Below are 18943 nucleotides of genomic sequence, written 5' to 3' on the forward strand. Positions count from 1 at the left end.
CGGTCGGGGAACTTGACGAGAACATTGAACTGGACGCACCCCGTGCTCGGTTGGTTGTCGAACAGTTCGGCGATCCCGCGTAGAAGGCCGTCGCGTTGCGCCTCCAGGCTTAGAGGTCCTAAGGCAATGAGGCGGGACGTTGACAGGGGTGGTCGCGCTTTCCGCGCACCCTTAGGTCGCCCCGGCCCCGGCACTCCCTTAACAGGCAATATGACTTGCAGATCATATCACTTTGAAGTCATAATCTGATGGTGGACATCGACTGGCCAACCGACTTCGGCAACTGGCTCGACCGGCTCGAAGCGGATGCACGCACGGGCAATGAGCACTCACGCCTTACGTTGGTCTTCACGGCCCGTGCATTGGATCAGCTACGAAACCTGTCCGAACCACCGGATCGCGACGAGGAGACAGCCACGCTGCGATGGGTCCGCCAGTCGCGGCGCTACGCCCTCTGGCGAGTCTCCCACGCTTACCATCCCGAGGTAGCGGTGCGGCTGATCTGCTGGTTCCCGCCCGACACCGGCAAGGTGGTCGTCGCGCTGTTCGCCGCGGACAAAGCGAGGCTGGGCGACCTGTTCTACAACAGCGTCGCCGCCAGAGCAGACACTCTGATCGACCAGTGGAAACGAGAGACGTCCTACGAGGAGAAGCCATGACCGAGCCAGAGAACACAACATTTGTGCGCGGCAACGAACATCTAGACCGGCTACTGTCTGACCCTCAGCTCGCTGCCGAGGTCGCACAGGCTCACGAGGCAGCCGAAGAGATGGACCGGGCCTACGCGATGAACCTGGCGATGATCCGCAAGGCCGGGCAGATGACGCAGGCGGAGGTGGCCCGCAAACTCGGGGTCGGACAGGGGGTGGTGTCCCGGCTGGAGAACCGCAACGACATGCTGCTGTCCACCCTGCACGATTACCTGATGGCCACCGGCGCCGACAGCGCAAGCATCGTCGTCACCGTCCACGGATCCCGGATAGAACTCGATCTCGCTCAACTCAGGCATACCAACCCCAATCAGCGCTCCGCTTGATCACATCCCGCGTCTTGATGCGATAGGGCAAGGACACGCTGATGCGGACGTACGCCGGCATGTGACCTGCGCCTGCCGAAAATCATCCACGCAGTTCAAATCGCCGCCACCCTGGGCACCCAAAAGCCGGTCACCCCGGTGAGAAGGTTCGCAGTCGGCCCGCCCTCCGACGCCGGAACCCGGAACGTCGCGACGATGCTGGTCGATCTCGGCCTAAACGCGGCGATCTCCGCCGCTTCCCCCATCCCAGCTACGGGACGCGAAACAACCCTCGGCGTCGCGGCCATGATTCGGCGAGAAGTGATGTGTACCAATCGTGTGTACCATCAGTACACTGCCGACATGCGAGTCATCGTCAAAGCTGTGGGTACCGTCTTAGTCTCGATCGTCCTCAGCTACCCGCTGTGGGCGCCTCAGTGGGGGCTCGGGATCCTGGGTGAGATCGCCGCGCTGGGGATGCCCGGGGGGCTTATCGCCGTAGTCGTCTTCTTTGGGCTCGTTGCGCTGTACTGTCGTGCGCTTCAGCGCACGATGACTGCCGTACGGCCGGATGCGAGGACAGCGGCTCCCGCGTCGGTCTGGTGGATGTTCGCGGTTCCCTACAACTTCACCGAGGACTTCTTCATCGTGCGGACCGTCTCCGCGTCGCTGGCAGCTGACGGGCATGTGGCTGAGGGCTTTGTTCGGCGATGGGCGGTGCTTGGATACGGGTGGTGTGCGTTTCAGATCTTGTCGCTCTTTCCGGGGGTGGTTGGATACATCGGCGGTGCGGTCGCTCTTCCGATGTGGGCGGCACACTGGATCATGACGGTTCGCGTCAATCGCGCACTGGACGTCCGGCGGGCGACCGTCTCACCCGCACCCAGCCTTTAGGGAACAACCGATGCCACTGCCTCGCTTCGAGCGGCTGCCGGCCGACGCACGAGCCGCCATTCTCGCGGTCGCCCGCGCCCATTTCGCCCGCGATGGCAAGGACGCGGCGTCGTTCAACCAGATCATCGCCGAGGCCGGCATCTCCAAGACCTCCGCCTACCACTACTTCGACGGCAAGGACGACCTCTTCGGCGCCGTGGTCGCCGACGCGGCCGCCCGCACGCTCACCGCGCTCGGCCCCTGGACCGAAGTGGCGACTGCGGACGACCTGTGGGATCAGGTGGTGGCCGGTACGATCCGACTGACCACGCACCTGCGCGAGCATCCGGATGACCGGGCGGTGCTCGCCGGGCAGCCCAGTTCCGACAGCGGTTCCTGGATCCACAGCCTGGTCGCGAACGGCTTGAAGATCGGCCTCATCGCTCCAAGTCCCAGCGCCGAACTGATCACCTTGGCGACCAAGAGCATCTTCGACGCCCTCGACGCATGGGCGCTCGACCATCCACACGAACTCGACAGCTCCATCGCGGACACGCTCGTCCTGTTCCTCGCACGGCTCTGGCAAGCCACACCGTACGGTGCGGGACTGGGACAGAGCGGCGAGCACTAAATGCACCGTCCTTAGGTGTCCTATGGATCCCTGGGCCACCCCAGGGATCCCACAGGTTGGCGATCAAGTCAGCGGACGATGCCCTGGCTGTCCTTGCCGTCGCCATCCCAGTCACCGATGACCGGCAAATCACCGGAATCGCCGTAGGCCACCGAGTGAGTGGTCTCGGTAGCCGAGGTCACCGCGCTGGTACGCAGGTAGAACCCGCCGCCCATCCGGACACCCACGTTGTCCTTACCGTCGCCGTCCCAGTCACCGACAAAGGGCACGGCATTGGGGTCGCCGTACCGGAAGACGTACTGAGCCTGACCGGTAGCAGGGTTGTTGCTGAGGAGGAACTTGCCGGAGGCCGGGTCGTAAGCGCTGACAGTGTCCTTACCATCACCGTCCCAGTCACCCGCCAGCGGGATCATCGGAGCATCGCCGTACGCCACCGACTGAGTGGTCTCAGTAGCCGAGCTGACCGGGCTGGTACGCATGAAGAACACGTTGCCCATACGGACACCCACGTTGTCCTTACCGTCACCGTCCCAGTCGCCCACAAACGGCACGGCGTAGGAGTCGCCGTACAGGAAGGTGTACTGAGCCTGACCGGAAGCAGGGTTGTTGCTGATGTAGAAACGGCCCGTGGTGGGGTCGTAGGTGCTGACCGTGTCCTTGCCGTCACCATCCCAGTCGCCCGTGATGGGCACCATCGGGCTGTTGCCGTACGCGAAAACCGGCCGGGTAGCGACAGTGGAACTCTGGTTGTCAGACAAATAGAACTCCAGCACCCCCAAATCGGCAGAGGTGTTCCACAGGGCGTTGACGAGTAACTGGGCGTCGTGGACCTCGCGGCCGTAGGCGTCCGGTACCGCCGAAACCTGGACCTTCTGGCAGATGGCGCCGATGTCCCCGCTCATCCACGAGTTGTTGGGGTACTTGCGCAGCATGGCGTTGATGAACGCGTTGGTGGCGTACACCGGATCGGTCAACTGGGCCGGGGTACCCCATCCCTGGGAGGGGCGCTGCTGGAACAGCCCCAGGCTGTCGTGGTCGACGGCGACCGTGTAGTTGTGCAGGGTGCTCTCGGTGATCGCCGTGGTCACGGCGATCACCGCCGCCCGCTTGTCCAGCCCGCGGCCTTTGACGGTACGGGTGATGACGCGGGCACACGACACGTTGTAGGCGTTCACACTCCGTCCCAAGCGCGGGCCGTTCATGGACGGCCTCACCTGGTTGGCGACCGCGGTGTCGGCTGCGGTCTCCCCGCCGGGGACGCAGGCCGCGTAAGCCAGCGCGGCCGCGAGTTCCGCGGGTACCGGGGAGCCGGCCGGGCCGGGGACGGAGGGGGTGGGTTCGGTGGCCCTGGCCGGGACAGCCCCGGCGGCGGACGCGAGCAGTCCGCCGACGAGTGCGGTAAGCGCCATCAGTGGCCGGACGACGGAGGAACGGGGGCGCGTGTTCATGATCTTCTCCTGGGGAGATGTGAGCGCCCTGTCTCCAGCTGTCGGGAGACAGGGCGAGGGGGAGAATGAAGAGCCTTGGTAGCCCTGAGTCAGCGGACGATGCCCTGGCTGTCCTTGCCGTCGCCGTCCCAGTCACCGATGACAGGCAGATCGCCGGAGTCGCCGTAGGCCACCGAGTGGGTGGTCTCAGTGGCCGAGGTGACCGGGCTGGTACGCAGGTAGAACCCGCCGCCCATCCGGACGCCGACGTTGTCCTTGCCATCGCCGTCCCAGTCACCGACGAAGGGCACGGCGTTGGGGTCGCCGTATCGGAAGACGTACTGAGCCTGGCCGGTGGCGGGGTTGTTGCTGAGGAGGAACTTGCCTGAGGCCGGGTCGTAGGCGCTGACGGTGTCCTTGCCGTCACCGTCCCAGTCACCCGCCAGCGGGATCATGGGAGCATCGCCATAAGCCACCGACTGAGTGGTCTCGGTAGCCGAGCTGACCGGGCTGGTACGCATGAAGAACACGTTGCCCATCCGGACACCCACGTTGTCCTTACCGTCACCGTCCCAGTCGCCCACAAAAGGCACGGCGTTGGGGTCGCCGTACAAGAAGGTGTACTGGGCCTGACCGGAGGCGGGGTTGTTGCTGATGTAGAAACGGCCCGTGGTGGGGTCGTAGGTGCTGACCGTGTCCTTGCCGTCACCGTCCCAGTCGCCCGTGATGGGCACCATCGGGCTGTTGCCGTACGCGAAGACCGGCCGGGTAGCGACAGTGGAACTCTGGTTGTCAGACAAATAGAACTCCAGCACCCCCAAATTGCCAGATCCGCCGCAGTTGCGGCTGGTGACGTTTCTGTAGGTCTGGCTGTTGGCGCTGCCGTACGAGACACCGTTGAACGTGGGCTGGACCCGCTCGGCGCCCGCGTACCCCCAGGACGCCTCCCCGTTGCCGTTCGAGTCGTAACCGAGCTCGAAGTGGAGGTGCGGATGGTTGTTGGACGTGGGCCCCGTCCGGCCGACCCGCCCGATGAGGGTGCCCTGCTGAACCGTGGCGCCCACGTTGACGGCCCGGGACTGCAGGTGCAGGTACGTGGTGAACCAGCCGCCACCGTGATTGATCTGAATCACGTTGCCGGCGTTCTCGTGGTAGTACGACTTGTTGACCGTTCCGGCAGCGGGCGCGACGAGGGTGGCCCCCTCGGTGCCCTGCTGGTCCGGTTCCTTGACCATGTCGAGCGCCGGAGCGTGCCCCCAGGTGTCCAGCCGCCACTGCTGACCGCAGGGGAAGGGCAGCTGGAGGTTGGGGCCGGCCGCGGCGAGCGCGTCGTACGCCGGAATGTTCAACAGCCCGCCCACGAGGCCGGTGAGCGCCGCCGCGGTGACTGTTCTCACCCACCCGGGGTGCCCCGGTCGCCGCTGCCGGGAGCGAAGGGAAACAAGCGAACGCATGATCATGATCTCCTGACGGTCGAGGGTCGTTGCGACCGGCGAGGTCGAGCAAATTCGTGATCTTCCTCGTCGGACGGTCCTCACCGTGACCGGCCCTCTGTCCCGCAGCAAGGAGTTGGGACAACCCAGGGACAACGGGACAAGAAGTTGCCATGACCTGAGCAATCCCATCCGAGTTGGGACAGAGTGCGATATCCCAGTGGTGCTGTTGGTTCTGCTGTTAACCCCCGGGACGCCGTACTCGGGGTCGGAAATCGAGGAGCCAGGTTGTCAGCGCCGACTGCAGTGGAGGATTTGGCCACCTATCTACGCCAGTTGAAGGACAAGACCGGCCGTAGTTACGACGCCCTCGCCAAAAGGCTCAACGTCGGCAAATCCACCCTCCACCGCTACTGCTCCGGAGAGGGCGTGCCGCCGCGCTTCACTCTCCTGGAGCAGTTCGCCAAGGAATGCCAAGCGAGCCAGGCAGAGATCATCGAATTGCACCAGCGGTGGGTACGGGCGCAGACCGTCCCGCTACCCGAAGCGGAGTTCGGCGCGCAGCAACGCGTCGAGACACCGTTGCCGGACTCCCCTCCGCCGGTCCTACGTAAAACACGCACGTGGTGGACACTGGCGGGCCTGACCGCCCTGCTCCTGGCCACGGTCCTGATCTGGCGCCTTGGTCAGGACTTCAGCGCGGACGCGGAAACCGCGCACCACTGCACCGAGCGCAGCGGGGTCAAGCACGTTGACGCCAGACAAGGTGGCCACGTCTGGACCAGGGACTTCGTGTGCGCCAACCGCCCCGACACACCGCTCTACCTCGACGTGGACAGCACGGAGAAAGTAGCGGTCCTGGATACCCCGAAGAGCTGGTTCGTCTGCTGGCGACTCGGGCGCGTCCAGGGTGACGGAGGAAGGGTCTGGTACTACACCAGGGGAGACCGCGCGGAGCCGGGCAAGGAGCGCTGGGAGGGATGGGGCTTCGTCGGCTCCGAACACGTCGACGCCACCATCCACCCCCTACCGAACATGCCGCAATGCGACACGTAGCCGGCCTCACCCCCTGCTGGAGGTGGTGATCGTCCCGCCGGTGTCGCCGGCGAGTGCGCGGCTGATGACCAGGCGCTGGATCTGGTTGGTGCCCTCGAAGATCTGCATGACCTTCGCTTCGCGCATGTAGCGCTCGACCGGGAAGTCGCGGGTGTAGCCGTATCCGCCGAGGACCTGGACGGCGTCGGTGGTGACCTTCATGGCGTTGTCGGTGGCGACCATCTTGGCGATGGAGGCCTCCCGGCTGAACGGGTGGCCCCGGTCCTTCAGGCGGGCGGCGTGCAGGGTGGTCGCGCGGGCGGTCTGGACGGCCGCCTCCATGTCGGCGAGGAGGAAGGCGAGGCCCTGGTGCTCGATGATCGGCTTCCCGAAGGTCTCCCGCTCCTTCGCGTACGCCACGGCCTGATCGAGCGCGCCTTGGGCCAGCCCGGTGGCGACCGCCGCGATGCCCAGGCGGCCGGAGTCCAGGCCGGCCAGCGCGATCTTGAGGCCATCGCCCTCCGCGCCGATCCTGCGCCGGGCGGGGACCCGGACGCGGTCCAGCCGGATGGTGGCGGTCGCCGATCCGGTCAGGCCCATCTTCCGCTCGGGCGGGTCGGCGCTCAGGCCCTCCGCGTCGGCGGGGACCAGGAAGCAGGAGATGCCTTTGCGGTCGTCGGAGGTCCGCGCCATCACCTGGTAGAAGTCGGCGTGCCCGCCGTGGGTGGTCCAGGCCTTCGCGCCGTCGAGAACGTAGTCGTCCCCGTCCCGTACGGCGCGGGTCCGCATGGCGGCGGGATCGGAGCCCGCGTGCGCCTCGCTCAGGCAGTACGCGCCGAGCAGGTCGCCGCCGAGCATGCCGGGCAGCCACTCCGCCCGCTGCTCCGCCGTACCGAACTGGGCGATCCCGAAGCTGGACAGGGCATGCACGCTCACCCCGACGCCGATGCTCGACCAGACCGCCGCGATCTCCTCGAGCACCTGCAGATACACCTCGTACGGCTGGCCGCCGCCACCGTACTCCTCGGGATAGGGCAGCCCGAGAACGCCGACCGCGCCGAGGGTCCTGAAGACCTCACGCGGGAACTCCTCGTCGGCCTCCGCGCGAACGGCCCGGGGCGCGAGCTCCTTGGCGGCGAGGTCCCGGACGAGGTTGATCAGGTCGGCGCTCTCGCTGGTGGGCATGACACGCGACGCGGGCATGGGGAATCCTCCGAGAACCAATTCGAGTACCACAGTATCGTATCTGGTACTCTGCCATAGAGTAGGCGGCATGCCACTTCCAGGGAAGGCCCGCGCGCGCCGCGAGGACATGCTGGTTCAGCTCCGGGAGCTGTTCCTGACCGAGGGATTCGCTTCGTTCAACATCGGAGACCTGGCAGAACGCCTGCGGTGCTCGAGAACCACCCTGTACGCCGTGGCGCCCAGCAAGGAGCAGATCGTGGTCGCAGCCGTACGATCGTTCTTCAAGACCGCGGCCGAACGTATCGAGGCCCGGGTCGCGGCCTCCGACGACCCGGCCAGCCGACTGGCGATCTACCTGGAGGCCGTGGCATCCGAACTCCAGCCAGCCTCGGCCGTGTTCTTCGCGGACGTGGCCGCCTTCGGCCCGGCCAACGACGTGTACCAGGAGAACACCCAGTACGCGGCCCGGCGGGTCCAGACGCTGGTGACCGAGGGAGTGCGGGCCGGAGCGCTGCGCCCGGTGCACGCGTCGTTCGTGGGAGCCGCCGCGGCCGAGGTCATGGGCGCGATCCAGCGCGGGACCATCCAGGCGAGCACCGGACTCGACGCCGCGGAAGCGTACCGGCAGCTCGCCGACCTGGTCATGACCAGCCTGAGCGATCAGCAGGAAAGGATGACACCGTGAGCGCAGAGAAGGGCGGGCCGCTGGCGGGCCTGCGGGTCCTGGAGCTCGCCGGGCTGGGGCCCGCGCCACACGCGGCCATGGTGCTCGCGGATCTCGGGGCCGACGTGGTCCGGGTGGATCGGCCGAGGGGACGGGCGCTGGAACTCGGGCAGCCCGGCGACACCGACGCCGTCCTGCGCGGCCGGCGCTCGATCCCCGTGGACCTGAAGGACCCGGAAGGGCGGGATCTCGTCCTGGCTCTCGCCGAACGCGCCGACATCATGATCGAGGGCCTGCGGCCCGGCGTGGTGGAGCGGCTCGGCGTCGGGCCGGAGGAGTGCCTGGCGCGCAACCCCCGGCTGATCTACGGGCGGATCACGGGATGGGGCCAGGACGGGCCGTTCGCCAAAGACGTCGGCCACGACATCAACTACATCGGGCTGACCGGCGCGCTGCACGCCATGGGCCGGGCCGGCCAGGCGCCCGCTCCCCCGCTCAACCTCGTCGGCGACTTCGGCGGCGGATCCATGCTGCTGCTGGTCGGCGTACTGGCCGCACTCTGGGAGCGCTCGCGGTCGGGCCGCGGGCAGGTGGTTGACGCCGCGATGGTGGACGGGACCGCGCTCCTGAGCCAGATGACCATGGCACTGCGCGGCATGGGAGTCTGGCACGACCATCGGGAGAGCAACCTGCTCGACGGCGGCGCCCCGTTCTACGACACCTACGCATGCGCCGACCAGCGGTACGTGGCGGTGGGCGCCCTTGAACCCCAGTTCTTCTCGGCACTTCTGAACGGTCTGGGCATCGACCCGAACGACCTCGGGCCACAGCACGACCGCGCGGGCTGGCCCGAGATGAGAAAACGCTTCGCCGCCGCGTTCGCGTCCCGTACGCGCGAGGAGTGGGCTGCCCGGTTCGCGGGCACCGACGCGTGTGTCACACCCGTGCTGACCTACGCCGAGGCGGCCGACCATCCCCATCTGGCGGCACGGGCCACCTACGTGGAGGTGGACGGGGTGGTCCAGGCGGCACCCGCGCCGAGATTCTCCAGAACCCCAAACGCGCCACCTGAACCGGTCGACGGCCGAGCGCTCACCGCGGCGGAGGTTCTCGCGCAGTGGCCGTAGCCGGTGCACTGAACGCCCCCGCCGGGTAGCAGGATGTCACCCGGGCGGCCCCCTGCAGCCCCGTCACCCCGCATACGCGCGGAGGGCGGGTCCTCGGACCTTCAATCCGTAGGTTCAGGGTTCGAATCCCTGGCGCCCCACCACATCGTCACAGGTAGGCGCCCGAAAGCTGATCCGCCGATCAGGATTCCGGGCGAGTCGGCCTTGATCATGTTCCCCCCACGTTCCCCCGCTCAAACCCTCGTCTGGACTTGACCAGGTTGGCGAGTCATGTCGTTCCAGCCTGCGGGTCATCCCGCCATCATGCGACACCACGACAAGGGGGCTCGCGTGGCACGAATCGTCGAGCGGACCGCGAAGAACGGAGCGAAATCCTGGCTCGTCAAGTGGCGGATCGGCGGTGGAAGACACGGCCGGGAAGACTTCGAGACCTGCTACACCAAGGAGATCGCCCAGACCTTCGCGGCACTGGTCGGACACAACGGTGAGAACCGGCCGGAAGGCTACCCCAAGGGCTGTCACGGCCTTCAACAGACCGGTCCCACCGGTCCCGATGCGGGTATGCCGACGTTCGAGCAGTACGCGCGGACGAACTACGCCATCCGCACTGCGGCGTCGCCGACTCAGCGATATGACTACCTGGCCGAGGCCGAGCGGCACATCTTCCCGTTCTTCGGTCACCTCCCGCTCAACGAGGTGACCCGGCGAGTCCTTCGCGAGTGGGCCGAATGGATGCTCGCCAAACCCTCAGCGCGCAACGAGCACCAACCAGGCAAGCCGCTCTCACCCGAGCGGGCCGCCCGCCGATGGGCCCACGCCAACGGCATCATGGTCAAGAAAACCGGCCGCGTGTCCCCGGAAGTGCTACAACGCTGGCGCGCCGCGGGCTCACCCCTTCAGCAGGAACGAGCCGCCGGAACGCTGTCTCCGGGGACGGTCGCCAAGATCTACCGGGGCTCCATCAAGCCCGTCTTCCGCGCCGCCATGCGGGAAGGCGAGGACGGCGAACCGCCCCTGCTGTTCTCCACCCCGTGTGACGGCTTTCACCTCCCTGCCGCACCGGTAGCGGCGCGAGCCGTACTCTTCGGACCCGAGGTGGAGATCTATCTCCGGGCCGTCTACGACACCGACCCGGCCACCGCGCTGTTCATCGTGACCGAGATGGCCACTGGCCTTCGCTGGGGCGAACTCGCCGGGCTGCACGTGTCCGGCCTCGATCCGACCGCCGGGGTCATCCAGGTCGTTCAGGCGTACGCGCTGCTGCTGAACGAGAAGACCGGCCGTAAGGAATGGCAGCTCAAGCCGTACCCGAAGGGCAAGAAACGCCGCCAGGTCCCGATCAGCACCCAACTCGCCGCCCTGCTGATCCAGCACGCGCAGGGGAAGAAGCCCGACGAGCCGCTCTTCCAGGGGATAAGGGGCTGCTACATCGACTATGGCAATCAGCGCAATACCATCTTGCAGCCCGCCCTCACCCTCGCCCGCCAACGCGGCCTGTCCAAACACATCACGCCACATGCCCTACGGCACACGATGATCACAATGCTCCGGGACGGCAGCGTCGCGCCCGGCGTCATGCAACTGGTCGCCGGCCACGAGTCCTACCAAACGACAGCCGGATACGCCGGATCAGAGACACCAGCCCAGCGGAGCCTCATCCTCAACTCCGTCCAGCCCGTCGTAGACGCAGCCGAAGCCGTGTTCGACATCCCTCCAGACAATGGCCACTTGTAAGCCTGCTCCCCGTCAGCATCGACCGCAAATTGTCGATAGCCGCAAGCGCCGTCCTCGGGATTGTGTCAGGGCATTCACCCTCAGCGAAGCGGTAGACGCCCGTATCCGACTAACACCTGCCACAGCCAGAAAGAAATCCAGAAAATCGAACTCTTGGCCGATATGTCGGAGAGCCCACAACAAAACAGCAGAGTATCGATACCCCACATCCCGCACACCAGAACACGAATATGTTTCACTCGATTTTCGGTGAACCGAATTGGCCATTAATTCACATTGGCAAGAACACCGACAGCAATTGACACATGTCAAGCTGTGTCTGTATTTTCGGTGAGTAAATCGGGGCACAAGTAGGCTTTCTACCGGAAAGCGAAGCATGCCCTCAGATTTGGTCGAAAACTTTCTCGAATCGATCGACGCTCCCTCACTTTTATGGAACGCTCCTTCGAATAGGGCTGCCGACCTGGTTCCCAAGCACGTACTGATCGGCCGCGGGGGCGACGGCCTGGAGGTAGCCGTCGCCTTCTGTCCTTCAGGCCCGCCCCTGGCCGAAGCCGTACGACGGCTGCAGCGGTACCGGCACGACAGCCGACCCGCCCCGGTGCTCCTGGCGGTCCTGTACCGGGACGGTGAGACCGTCAAAGCTTCGACCTGCGGAGTCTCCGACCCGCTCACCAACGTTGATACCGATCGGCTGGCGCGGGCGTGCTCAGAGGCGTTCAGGGAACCAAACGGCCATTTCGCCAGGCGCGCTCTGGAGCGCATGCTCCCCGCTCTGGCCGACCCGGATGACAGCGCCGGCCTGCATAACAGCGGACTTTTCGCCACCCATGAACTCCGAACCGGTGTCCCCAATCGCAGCGACTGGGCCACCGCGACCACCACGGCAAAGCCGCTCCTGGAACTACGCGGCCTGGAACTCATTCACGGTCTCGGATACGGAACCTCCACTGAAAGTTCCGCCGCGATGCTGCTCACGGAACAGGGGAGTTCCCGGGCCATCGCCGTGCTGCTGGACGACGAAGAACTCTTCGACCGTCCGGAACCGAGGTTCGGCGCCGTCTCCCCCGTCTCCTACGCGATCGCGATGGCGGCGCGGCTCGGCCTCCCTTGGGTGATCGTCGTACGCGGCAGCCGACTCCGGCTGCATCCGGTGGACCCAGCCGTCGGAGTCGGGCGCCAGAGCCAGGGGGAGACCTACGCCGAACTCGACCTAGCACTGCTACGTGATGACGCCGCCGGGTACCTCCACCTGCTCTTCTCTCCCAGGGCGCTGGGACCTAACGGAACGGTGCACGACATTCTGCGCGCATCGTCGCAGTTCGCCGCCGATCTGGGGGGCCGACTGCGCGAGCGTGTGTACCACGATGTCGTCCCAAGTTTGGCCGTGGCCATTGCCCGGCAGACGCGAGCTGTCACCGAGGGCGAGTTGCAGGAGGCTTACCAGCACGCTCTGGTGATACTATTCCGGCTCCTTTTCACGGCGTACGCGGAGGACCGGGGACTCTTGCCGTACGGCCGGAACGAGCATTACACCCGCCATGCAGCGAAAACCCTTGCCAGAAACTTCACCACCGACCCGAACCAGGCGTTCGATCCGTCGGCGACGGCACTCTGGGATGATATGGCCGCCGTGTGGCAGGCCATCGACTGCGGAAACCAGGGATGGAACGTTCCCGCCTACAACGGTGGCCTTTTCTCCATAGACCTGCACACCAATCCCTCCGGTGCGGCCCTGGCGTCCCTGCGCCTGAGCGACGCGGAATTTGGGCCGGCGCTGCGCGCCCTGCTTGTAGACACCGGTCCGGACGGAGCTCGGGGACCAGTTGACTTCCGCTCCCTGAGCGTCCGCGAGTTCGGCACCTGCTACGAAGGCCTGCTGGAGTCGTCCCTGTCGATCGCGCCGGGACCGCTCAAACTCGACAGGGACGGCTCGTTCGTTCCGGCCCGCGAAGGAGACCAGCCAGCCGTAGGGACAGGTGAGGTCTACTTTCACAACCGTTCGGGGAAACGGAAGTCGACCGGTTCGTACTTCACCAAGTCGTTTGCGGTCGAACACCTGCTGGACACTACGCTGGAACCGGCGCTAACCACGCATCTCGATCGGGTTCTCACGCTCTTGGACTCGGGTGACGACGCCAGGGCCGCGGAGGCGTTCTTCGACTTCCGGATGGCCGATCTGGCGATGGGGTCGGGGCATTTCCTCATCGCGGCGATCGACCGGATCGAGTCCCGCTTCACGGCCTTCCTCACAGAGCACCCCATCGCCGCAGTACACGACGAGCTGAACAGGCTCTCCGACGCCGCCCGCGCGCAACTGTACGACCACGCCGACGAGGTGGAGATCGAGACCTCCGCGCTGCTGCGCCGTCAGATCGCCCGCCGCTGCGTCTACGGGCTGGATCTGAACCAAATGGCAGTCGAGCTGGCGCGGCTCGCAGTCTGGATCCACACCTTTGTCCCCGGTCTGCCGATGTCCTCGCTGGACCACGGGCTGGTCGTCGGCAACAGCCTCACCGGTATCGGGACGATCGAGGAGGTGGTGGAGATACTCGACCCGCAAAGCGCAACCAGCGGCGCGCTCAGTCTCTTCGAGGAGCCAGTCAGGGAAACGCTAGGGACGGCCCGGGAAAGGCTCGCCCGGGTCGCGCTCACTTCCGAGGCCACCAAGCAGGAGGTGGCGGAGGCCCGGGACGCCCACGAGCAGGCGCTCGACGACGCGTCGGACGCCCGTGCCCTGTTCGACGCCGCCGTGGCGATCCGGTTAGGGATCATCACCCCGCTGGTCACACCCGAGCAGGCCATCGCAGCCGGGCACATGCCCGGGGTCCGCAACCGACTGGACGAACTGCGGGTGACGCACTTCCCGTTTCGTTTCCCCGAGGTGTTCATGCGGGATCGTCCAGGCTTCGATGTGCTCCTGGGCAACCCCCCATGGGAAAAGGTGAAGGTCGAGGAGCACCAGTGGTGGGGACTGCGTTTCCCCGGGCTGCGGTCGCTACCGCAGCAGGAGCGGTACGCGGCCCTCACACGGCACCGGGCGGAACGGCCGGATCTGGTCGCCGAGTATGAAGCCGAGATCGAAGCCGTGCGAGTGGTCAAGACAGCGTTAGGCACGGGGCCATTCCCCGGGCTGCGCGCGGCCACCGACACGGACCTGTCACTCGCGTTCGCATGGCGTTTCTGGCATCTGCTGCGCGAGGGCGGACGGCTCGGCGTGGTGCTGCCGCGAACGGTCCTCAACGGCACCGCCGGGGCTAGGTTCCGCCAGACCGTCCTGGCAGAAGGGGCATTCGCCGACGTCACGATATTGGTCAACAGCCGTAATTGGGTCTTCGATGAAGTCGATTCTAGGTACACGATCGGCCTGACAACGGTGGTCAAGGGTGCAGGGCACGCGGGCTGGGTGGAGTTGCACGGGCCTTTCTTCTCTCGGCAGGAGTTCGACCAAGGAACCCGTGTCTCCGGGTATGTCGTCGACGCCGCCGCATTCGCGTCATGGTCGGAGGGAGCTTCCTTTCCTGTCTTGCCCCGGAAAGACAGCATGGAGGTTTTCCTCAAACTTCGCTCGCACCCGAAACTAGGCGCTCCCGGCGGAGATTGGGAGTTCGTCCCACTACGGGAATTGCATGGTACGCAGGACAAGTCCATGTTCGATTTCGACCTAAGCCCATCCTCCGATGACATACCTGTCCTCACAGGGGGATCGTTCAACCTGTGGGAACCGGATTTCGGAGATCCGTACGCGTACACTAAACGATCAGAGATAGTTCCACTGCTTCAAATGCGCCGCAAAAAGCAGGTTAAACTCTCACGAAGCGCCCTTTTCGACATGCCGCAAAGCTGGGTGGAGAGTATAGAGTCGCTTCCCCTGCTCAACCCGAGGATTACCTTCCGCGAGGTTGCCCGGAGCACTGACCAGAGAACGGTAATATGCGTCCTGGCCCCGGCTGGAAGCGCGCTCATCCATAAGGCTCCCTATCTGCTCCGCCGACGCGGGGACAGGAAAGACGAAGCCTATTTGCTGGGAGTGATGTCCAGCATTCCACTAGATTGGTTCGCTCGGCGATACGTAGAGTTAAGCGTTGCCTATGGACTCCTCAGTTCATTCCCAGTTCCTCGACCAGCTAAGGACGATCGACGCAGGAATCGGGTAGTTCAGATAGCTGGCCGTCTCTCGGCTGTGGACAATCGGTACGCCTCTTGGGCCGCAGAAGTAGGAGTACCGGTCGCTTCGGTCATCTCCGATGCCGAGCGCAACGATCTCATCGCCGAACTAGACGCACTCGTCGCCTTGCTCTACGGCTTGGACCGCGGTGAGGTCATACACATCTTTGAGACCTTCCACCGCGGCTGGGATCCCGCTGAGCATCTCACGGCTGTACTGCGCCACTTTGACGCATGGAAGGCCGAGACGCCGTGAGCGCCCATATGGAGGACTTCCGTCCCACGTTCGCCACCAACAACCCCGAACGCGCGGGGACGGTCTCGGACGCGATCAACACCCTGCTGACCGGGATGCGCACCAACCTGGCCGTCCCGCCTGCAGTCTCGATCGCGACGGCTTACTTCAACCCTGCCGGCTTCAGCCTGCTGGCCGCCGAGTTGGAGCAGGCTAGCCGGGTGCGACTGCTGCTGGGGGCTGACCCTGACCAGGCCAGGCCCCAGATCCGCCCGCTGGCCGTCGGCGTCGGCAGGCGCGGGGAACGCCAGCAGATCAAGCGCGTGCTGGAAGGCCATCTGCGCCGATTGGAGGAGGACCGCGACCTACTGGGCTTCACCTTTGAGGCCGACGCCGCAGCCCGGCGCCTGGTGGATTGGCTGCGTTCGGGCCGCGTCGAGGTGCGGCGCTACGAGGCCGGTTTTCTGCACGGCAAGGCATTCGTCATCGACGGCTCTCTCCCAGGAGTGATCGCCGGATCGAGTAACTTCACCTACTCCGGTTTGGCTGTGAACAAGGAGCTGAACCTCGGCCAATACGACCCGAAAACCGTACGAGAAGTGCGGGAATGGTACGAGGAAATGTGGCACGCCGCCGCGCCCTTCGACCTGGCCGCGCTTTACGAGTCGCGCTGGCTGCCGCACAGCCCGTGGCAGGTGTTCCTGCGGATGCTGTACGAGCTGTACGGAGCGGAAGTCGAACAGGAACAGGGGGCCCGATCCTCCTCGCGACTCAAACTGACCGCGTTCCAGTCCGACGGGGTGTGGCGGGCCCAGCGGATCCTCGACCGGCTGAACGGCGTGATCGTCGCCGACGAGGTCGGCTTGGGCAAGACCTTCATCGCCGGGGAGATCCTGCACGAGACCGTGGTCGCTAACCGGCAGAAGGCACTGGTCATCGCCCCGGCGACCTTGCGGGACTCCACCTGGGGCCCGTTCCTGCGCGAGCGTAACCTGCGCGCCGACATCATCTCCTTCGAGGAACTGGCGATCGGCCTGCCCAACGCCGGCCAAGTTGGTGCGGCGTTGCAGAATCCCGACGAGTACGCGCTGGTCGTGGTGGACGAGGCGCACGCACTGCGCAACGCCGCCACCAAGCGGGCCGAGGCGCTGCGCACGCTACTGACCGGCAGCGTCCCCAAGCGGCTGGTCCTGCTCACCGCAACGCCGGTCAACAACAGCCTGTACGACCTGTACAACCTGATCTCCTATTTCGTCACCAACGACGCGGCCTTCGCCGGCTCCGGGGTTCCTTCACTCCGGGGATACTTCGACCGGGCCATGGCAATGAACCCTGACGATCTTTCCCCGGAGCATCTGTTCGACGTGCTGGATAAGGTGGCGGTCCGCCGCACCCGGCGGTTCGTTCGCCACCACTACGTCGGCGACCTGGTGGTGATCAACGGGGTGGAGCGGCACATCGCGTTCCCCACGCCGCGAGTCCGCCGCGTCGACTACGACCTGGACAAGGCGCTCCCAGGGCTTTTCGACCGACTTGCCACAGCGCTCGGCGCTCACGTGGACCACTCCGGCCGCCTCGACGGCGGCGGCTCGGCGGTGCTGCTGGACGCCCCCGGCGAAGTGCTCACCCTGGCCCGGTACGTACCTTCCCGATTCCGACGCGGCGGCAACGAGGAGCAGTACGAGCAGCAGAACGCCGGGTTGCTGCGCTCGGCGCTGCTCAAGCGGTTCGAATCCTCGGCGTATGCCTTTCAGCGCACTCTGGACAAGATGATCGACGGCCACGAGGCATTTCTGTCCGCGCTCGACCACGGCGTGGTGCTCAGCGGGGACGCGCTACGGGAGTGGACCTCCTCCGACGGCGACGACCTCGACGATTTCCTCTCCTCCCTGGACGCCGCAGACGACGGCAACGTACGAAATGCCAGCGAGTTCGACGCCGCCGCGCTGGGAGCCGCCATACGAGCGGACCTGTCCTTGCTCGCCTCCTTTCGTAATGAGGTCCAGGCTCATCAGGCAGGCCCCGATCCCAAGGTCGACATGCTGGTGGAGGAGCTCGCGGTCATCGCCGAGGAGGCGGCGGCCGAGGGCGTTACCGCGCAGCAGACCCGGGACAAACGCAAGACGCTGGTCTTCTCCTACTATTCCGACACCGTCGAGCACATCCACGGGCGGCTGCTGGCGGCAGTCGAGGCCGACCCCCGACTGGCCTGCTACCGCGGCCGGATCGCCACCGCCTCCGGCCCGGACCGCTCCGGGCGCGCCCAGGTCATCGCCGGTTTCGCGCCCCGAACCGCAGGCGGCGGCACCGAAGAGGACCGGTACGACCTGATCATCGCCACCGACGTACTGGCCGAGGGTGTCAACCTGCAACAGGCCCGGCACATCGTCAACTACGACCTGCCGTGGAACCCGATGCGCCTCGTCCAACGGCACGGACGCATCGACCGCATCGGCTCCGACCACAGCGCGGTGTTCCTGCGCTGCTTCTTCCCGGACCAGCAGCTTGAACGCCTCCTCGGCCTGGAAGAGCGCCTGCAGCGCAAACTCAAGCAGGCCTCCGCCGCCACCGGTGTCGGCGACGTGCTGCCCGGTTTCACCGGCCGTGACGTCAACCTGACCGAAACCCGCGAGGAGATCGACCGGCTGCGCCGCGAGGATGCCACCCTCTTTGAGACCGGTGGCGCCTCCGCCCTGTCGGGCGAGGAGTACCGGCGCCGCCTCCAGGCCGAGCTTCGCCACTCCCCGGTGCGCAGAGCAGTGCTGGACCTGCCGTGGGGCAGCGGGTCCGGTTTCCTCCGGATCGGCGGTACGCAGCCCGGCCTGGTGTTCTGCGCCCGCGTCGGCGACCATCCCCGCCCGTGGTTCCGGTACGTGCCGCTGGGCGCCGATCTGGAAGCCGTCGTGGATGAGCAGGGCCGTCCCGTCGTGATCGGCGACACCCTGGCCTGCCTGGCAGCCGCCGACCCCGACAACCAACAGGTCCCCGCCGTGCTGGCCGAGGACGTCTATCGGGCCGCGTTCGGCGCCTGGACGCACGCCCGACAGGACATCCTCACCTCTTGGATGCACAACGCCGATCCGGCTAACCTGCAGCAACCTGTCCCCAGGGTGATGCGCGACGCCGCCGAGCTGGTCCGCCGGCAGGGCGCCCACCTGGGAGAGCTGCAGGACGATCTGGTCAGCCGACTTCAGGCCCCCTACAGCCCGCGCATCCTGCGCGCCGTCCGCGACGGCCTGGCCCACCCCGGGACCGCCCGGCAACGGGTGGACCAGCTGGCCGAACTCGCCGACCGGCTCGGCCTGGTCCGGCAGCCTTCTCCCGAGCCCTTACCGCCCATCACCGAAGACGACATCCACCTGATCTGCTGGATCGCCACCGTCCCTGGGCCACCGACCTGTTGAATGTGCGTCCTGA

13 protein-coding genes are annotated in these 18943 nt (G+C 66.1%); 10 read left to right on the forward strand and 3 right to left on the reverse strand.

Annotated features, from left to right (window positions below):
* The first annotated feature begins 248 nt into the window (after positions 1-248).
* From KIP79_RS13985 to KIP79_RS14000, 4 genes are all read left to right on the forward strand, one after another.
* Complete coding sequence (locus KIP79_RS13985) at positions 249-659, forward strand: hypothetical protein (protein ID WP_214105202.1); 411 nt, start codon at positions 249-251, stop codon at positions 657-659.
* Positions 656-1036, forward strand: coding sequence for a helix-turn-helix domain-containing protein (locus KIP79_RS13990; RefSeq protein WP_214105203.1), 381 nt, complete (start codon positions 656-658; stop codon positions 1034-1036). Before KIP79_RS13985 ends, KIP79_RS13990 begins: the two co-directional genes overlap by 4 nt.
* A 342-nt stretch (positions 1037-1378) precedes the next feature.
* Entirely contained in the window at positions 1379-1909 is a 531-nt protein-coding gene (locus tag KIP79_RS13995; protein WP_250213191.1) for a hypothetical protein, read from the forward strand.
* A 10-nt stretch (positions 1910-1919) separates the two neighbouring features.
* Positions 1920-2519 carry a TetR/AcrR family transcriptional regulator gene (locus tag KIP79_RS14000; RefSeq protein ID WP_214105204.1) on the forward strand — a complete coding sequence of 200 codons (600 nt, stop codon included), beginning with the start codon at positions 1920-1922 and terminating at the stop codon, positions 2517-2519.
* Between the two features lie 68 nt (positions 2520-2587).
* On the opposite strand, the gene KIP79_RS14005 is transcribed toward KIP79_RS14000, so the two are convergent.
* Positions 2588-3967, reverse strand: a complete 1380-nt coding sequence (locus KIP79_RS14005) for an FG-GAP repeat domain-containing protein (protein WP_214105321.1) — start codon at positions 3965-3967, stop codon at positions 2588-2590.
* An 89-nt stretch (positions 3968-4056) separates the two neighbouring features.
* Complete coding sequence (locus KIP79_RS14010) at positions 4057-5343, reverse strand: M23 family metallopeptidase (protein WP_214105205.1); 1287 nt, start codon at positions 5341-5343, stop codon at positions 4057-4059.
* A gap of 324 nt (positions 5344-5667) precedes the next feature.
* Here KIP79_RS14010 and KIP79_RS14015 point away from each other — a divergent pair, with 324 nt between their 5' ends.
* Complete coding sequence (locus KIP79_RS14015; RefSeq protein ID WP_214105206.1) at positions 5668-6435, forward strand: helix-turn-helix domain-containing protein; 768 nt, start codon at positions 5668-5670, stop codon at positions 6433-6435.
* 6 nt (positions 6436-6441) lie between these two features.
* Here KIP79_RS14015 and KIP79_RS14020 read toward each other — a convergent pair whose 3' ends face one another.
* Positions 6442-7617: an acyl-CoA dehydrogenase family protein gene (locus KIP79_RS14020; protein ID WP_214105207.1), complete on the reverse strand. Its 1176-nt coding sequence runs from the start codon at positions 7615-7617 to the stop codon at positions 6442-6444.
* A gap of 70 nt (positions 7618-7687) precedes the next feature.
* Between KIP79_RS14020 and KIP79_RS14025 the strand changes: the two genes are divergently transcribed.
* The 5 genes from KIP79_RS14025 (at position 7688) to KIP79_RS14045 (ending at position 18930) form a co-directional block, all read left to right on the forward strand.
* On the forward strand, positions 7688-8284 hold the full coding sequence (locus KIP79_RS14025; RefSeq protein WP_214105208.1) for a TetR/AcrR family transcriptional regulator: 597 nt from the start codon (positions 7688-7690) through the stop codon (positions 8282-8284).
* Complete coding sequence (locus tag KIP79_RS14030) at positions 8281-9390, forward strand: CaiB/BaiF CoA transferase family protein (protein ID WP_214105209.1); 1110 nt, start codon at positions 8281-8283, stop codon at positions 9388-9390. The genes KIP79_RS14025 and KIP79_RS14030 overlap by 4 nt, the downstream gene beginning before the upstream one ends.
* Positions 9391-9720: 330 nt before the next feature.
* Positions 9721-11124 (forward strand): site-specific integrase, encoded by a 1404-nt coding sequence (locus KIP79_RS49425; RefSeq protein ID WP_214105210.1) that lies wholly within the window; start codon positions 9721-9723, stop codon positions 11122-11124.
* 763 nt (positions 11125-11887) lie between these two features.
* A complete protein-coding gene (locus KIP79_RS14040) occupies positions 11888-15547 on the forward strand; it encodes an Eco57I restriction-modification methylase domain-containing protein (RefSeq protein WP_214105211.1) in 3660 nt (1219 codons plus the stop codon).
* Complete coding sequence (locus KIP79_RS14045) at positions 15544-18930, forward strand: helicase-related protein (RefSeq protein ID WP_214105212.1); 3387 nt, start codon at positions 15544-15546, stop codon at positions 18928-18930. The genes KIP79_RS14040 and KIP79_RS14045 overlap by 4 nt, the downstream gene beginning before the upstream one ends.
* Positions 18931-18943: the final 13 nt, after the last annotated feature.

The sequence above is a fragment of the Acrocarpospora catenulata genome, assembly GCF_018476525.1.
Taxonomy (GTDB): Bacteria; Actinomycetota; Actinomycetes; order Streptosporangiales; family Streptosporangiaceae; genus Acrocarpospora; species Acrocarpospora catenulata.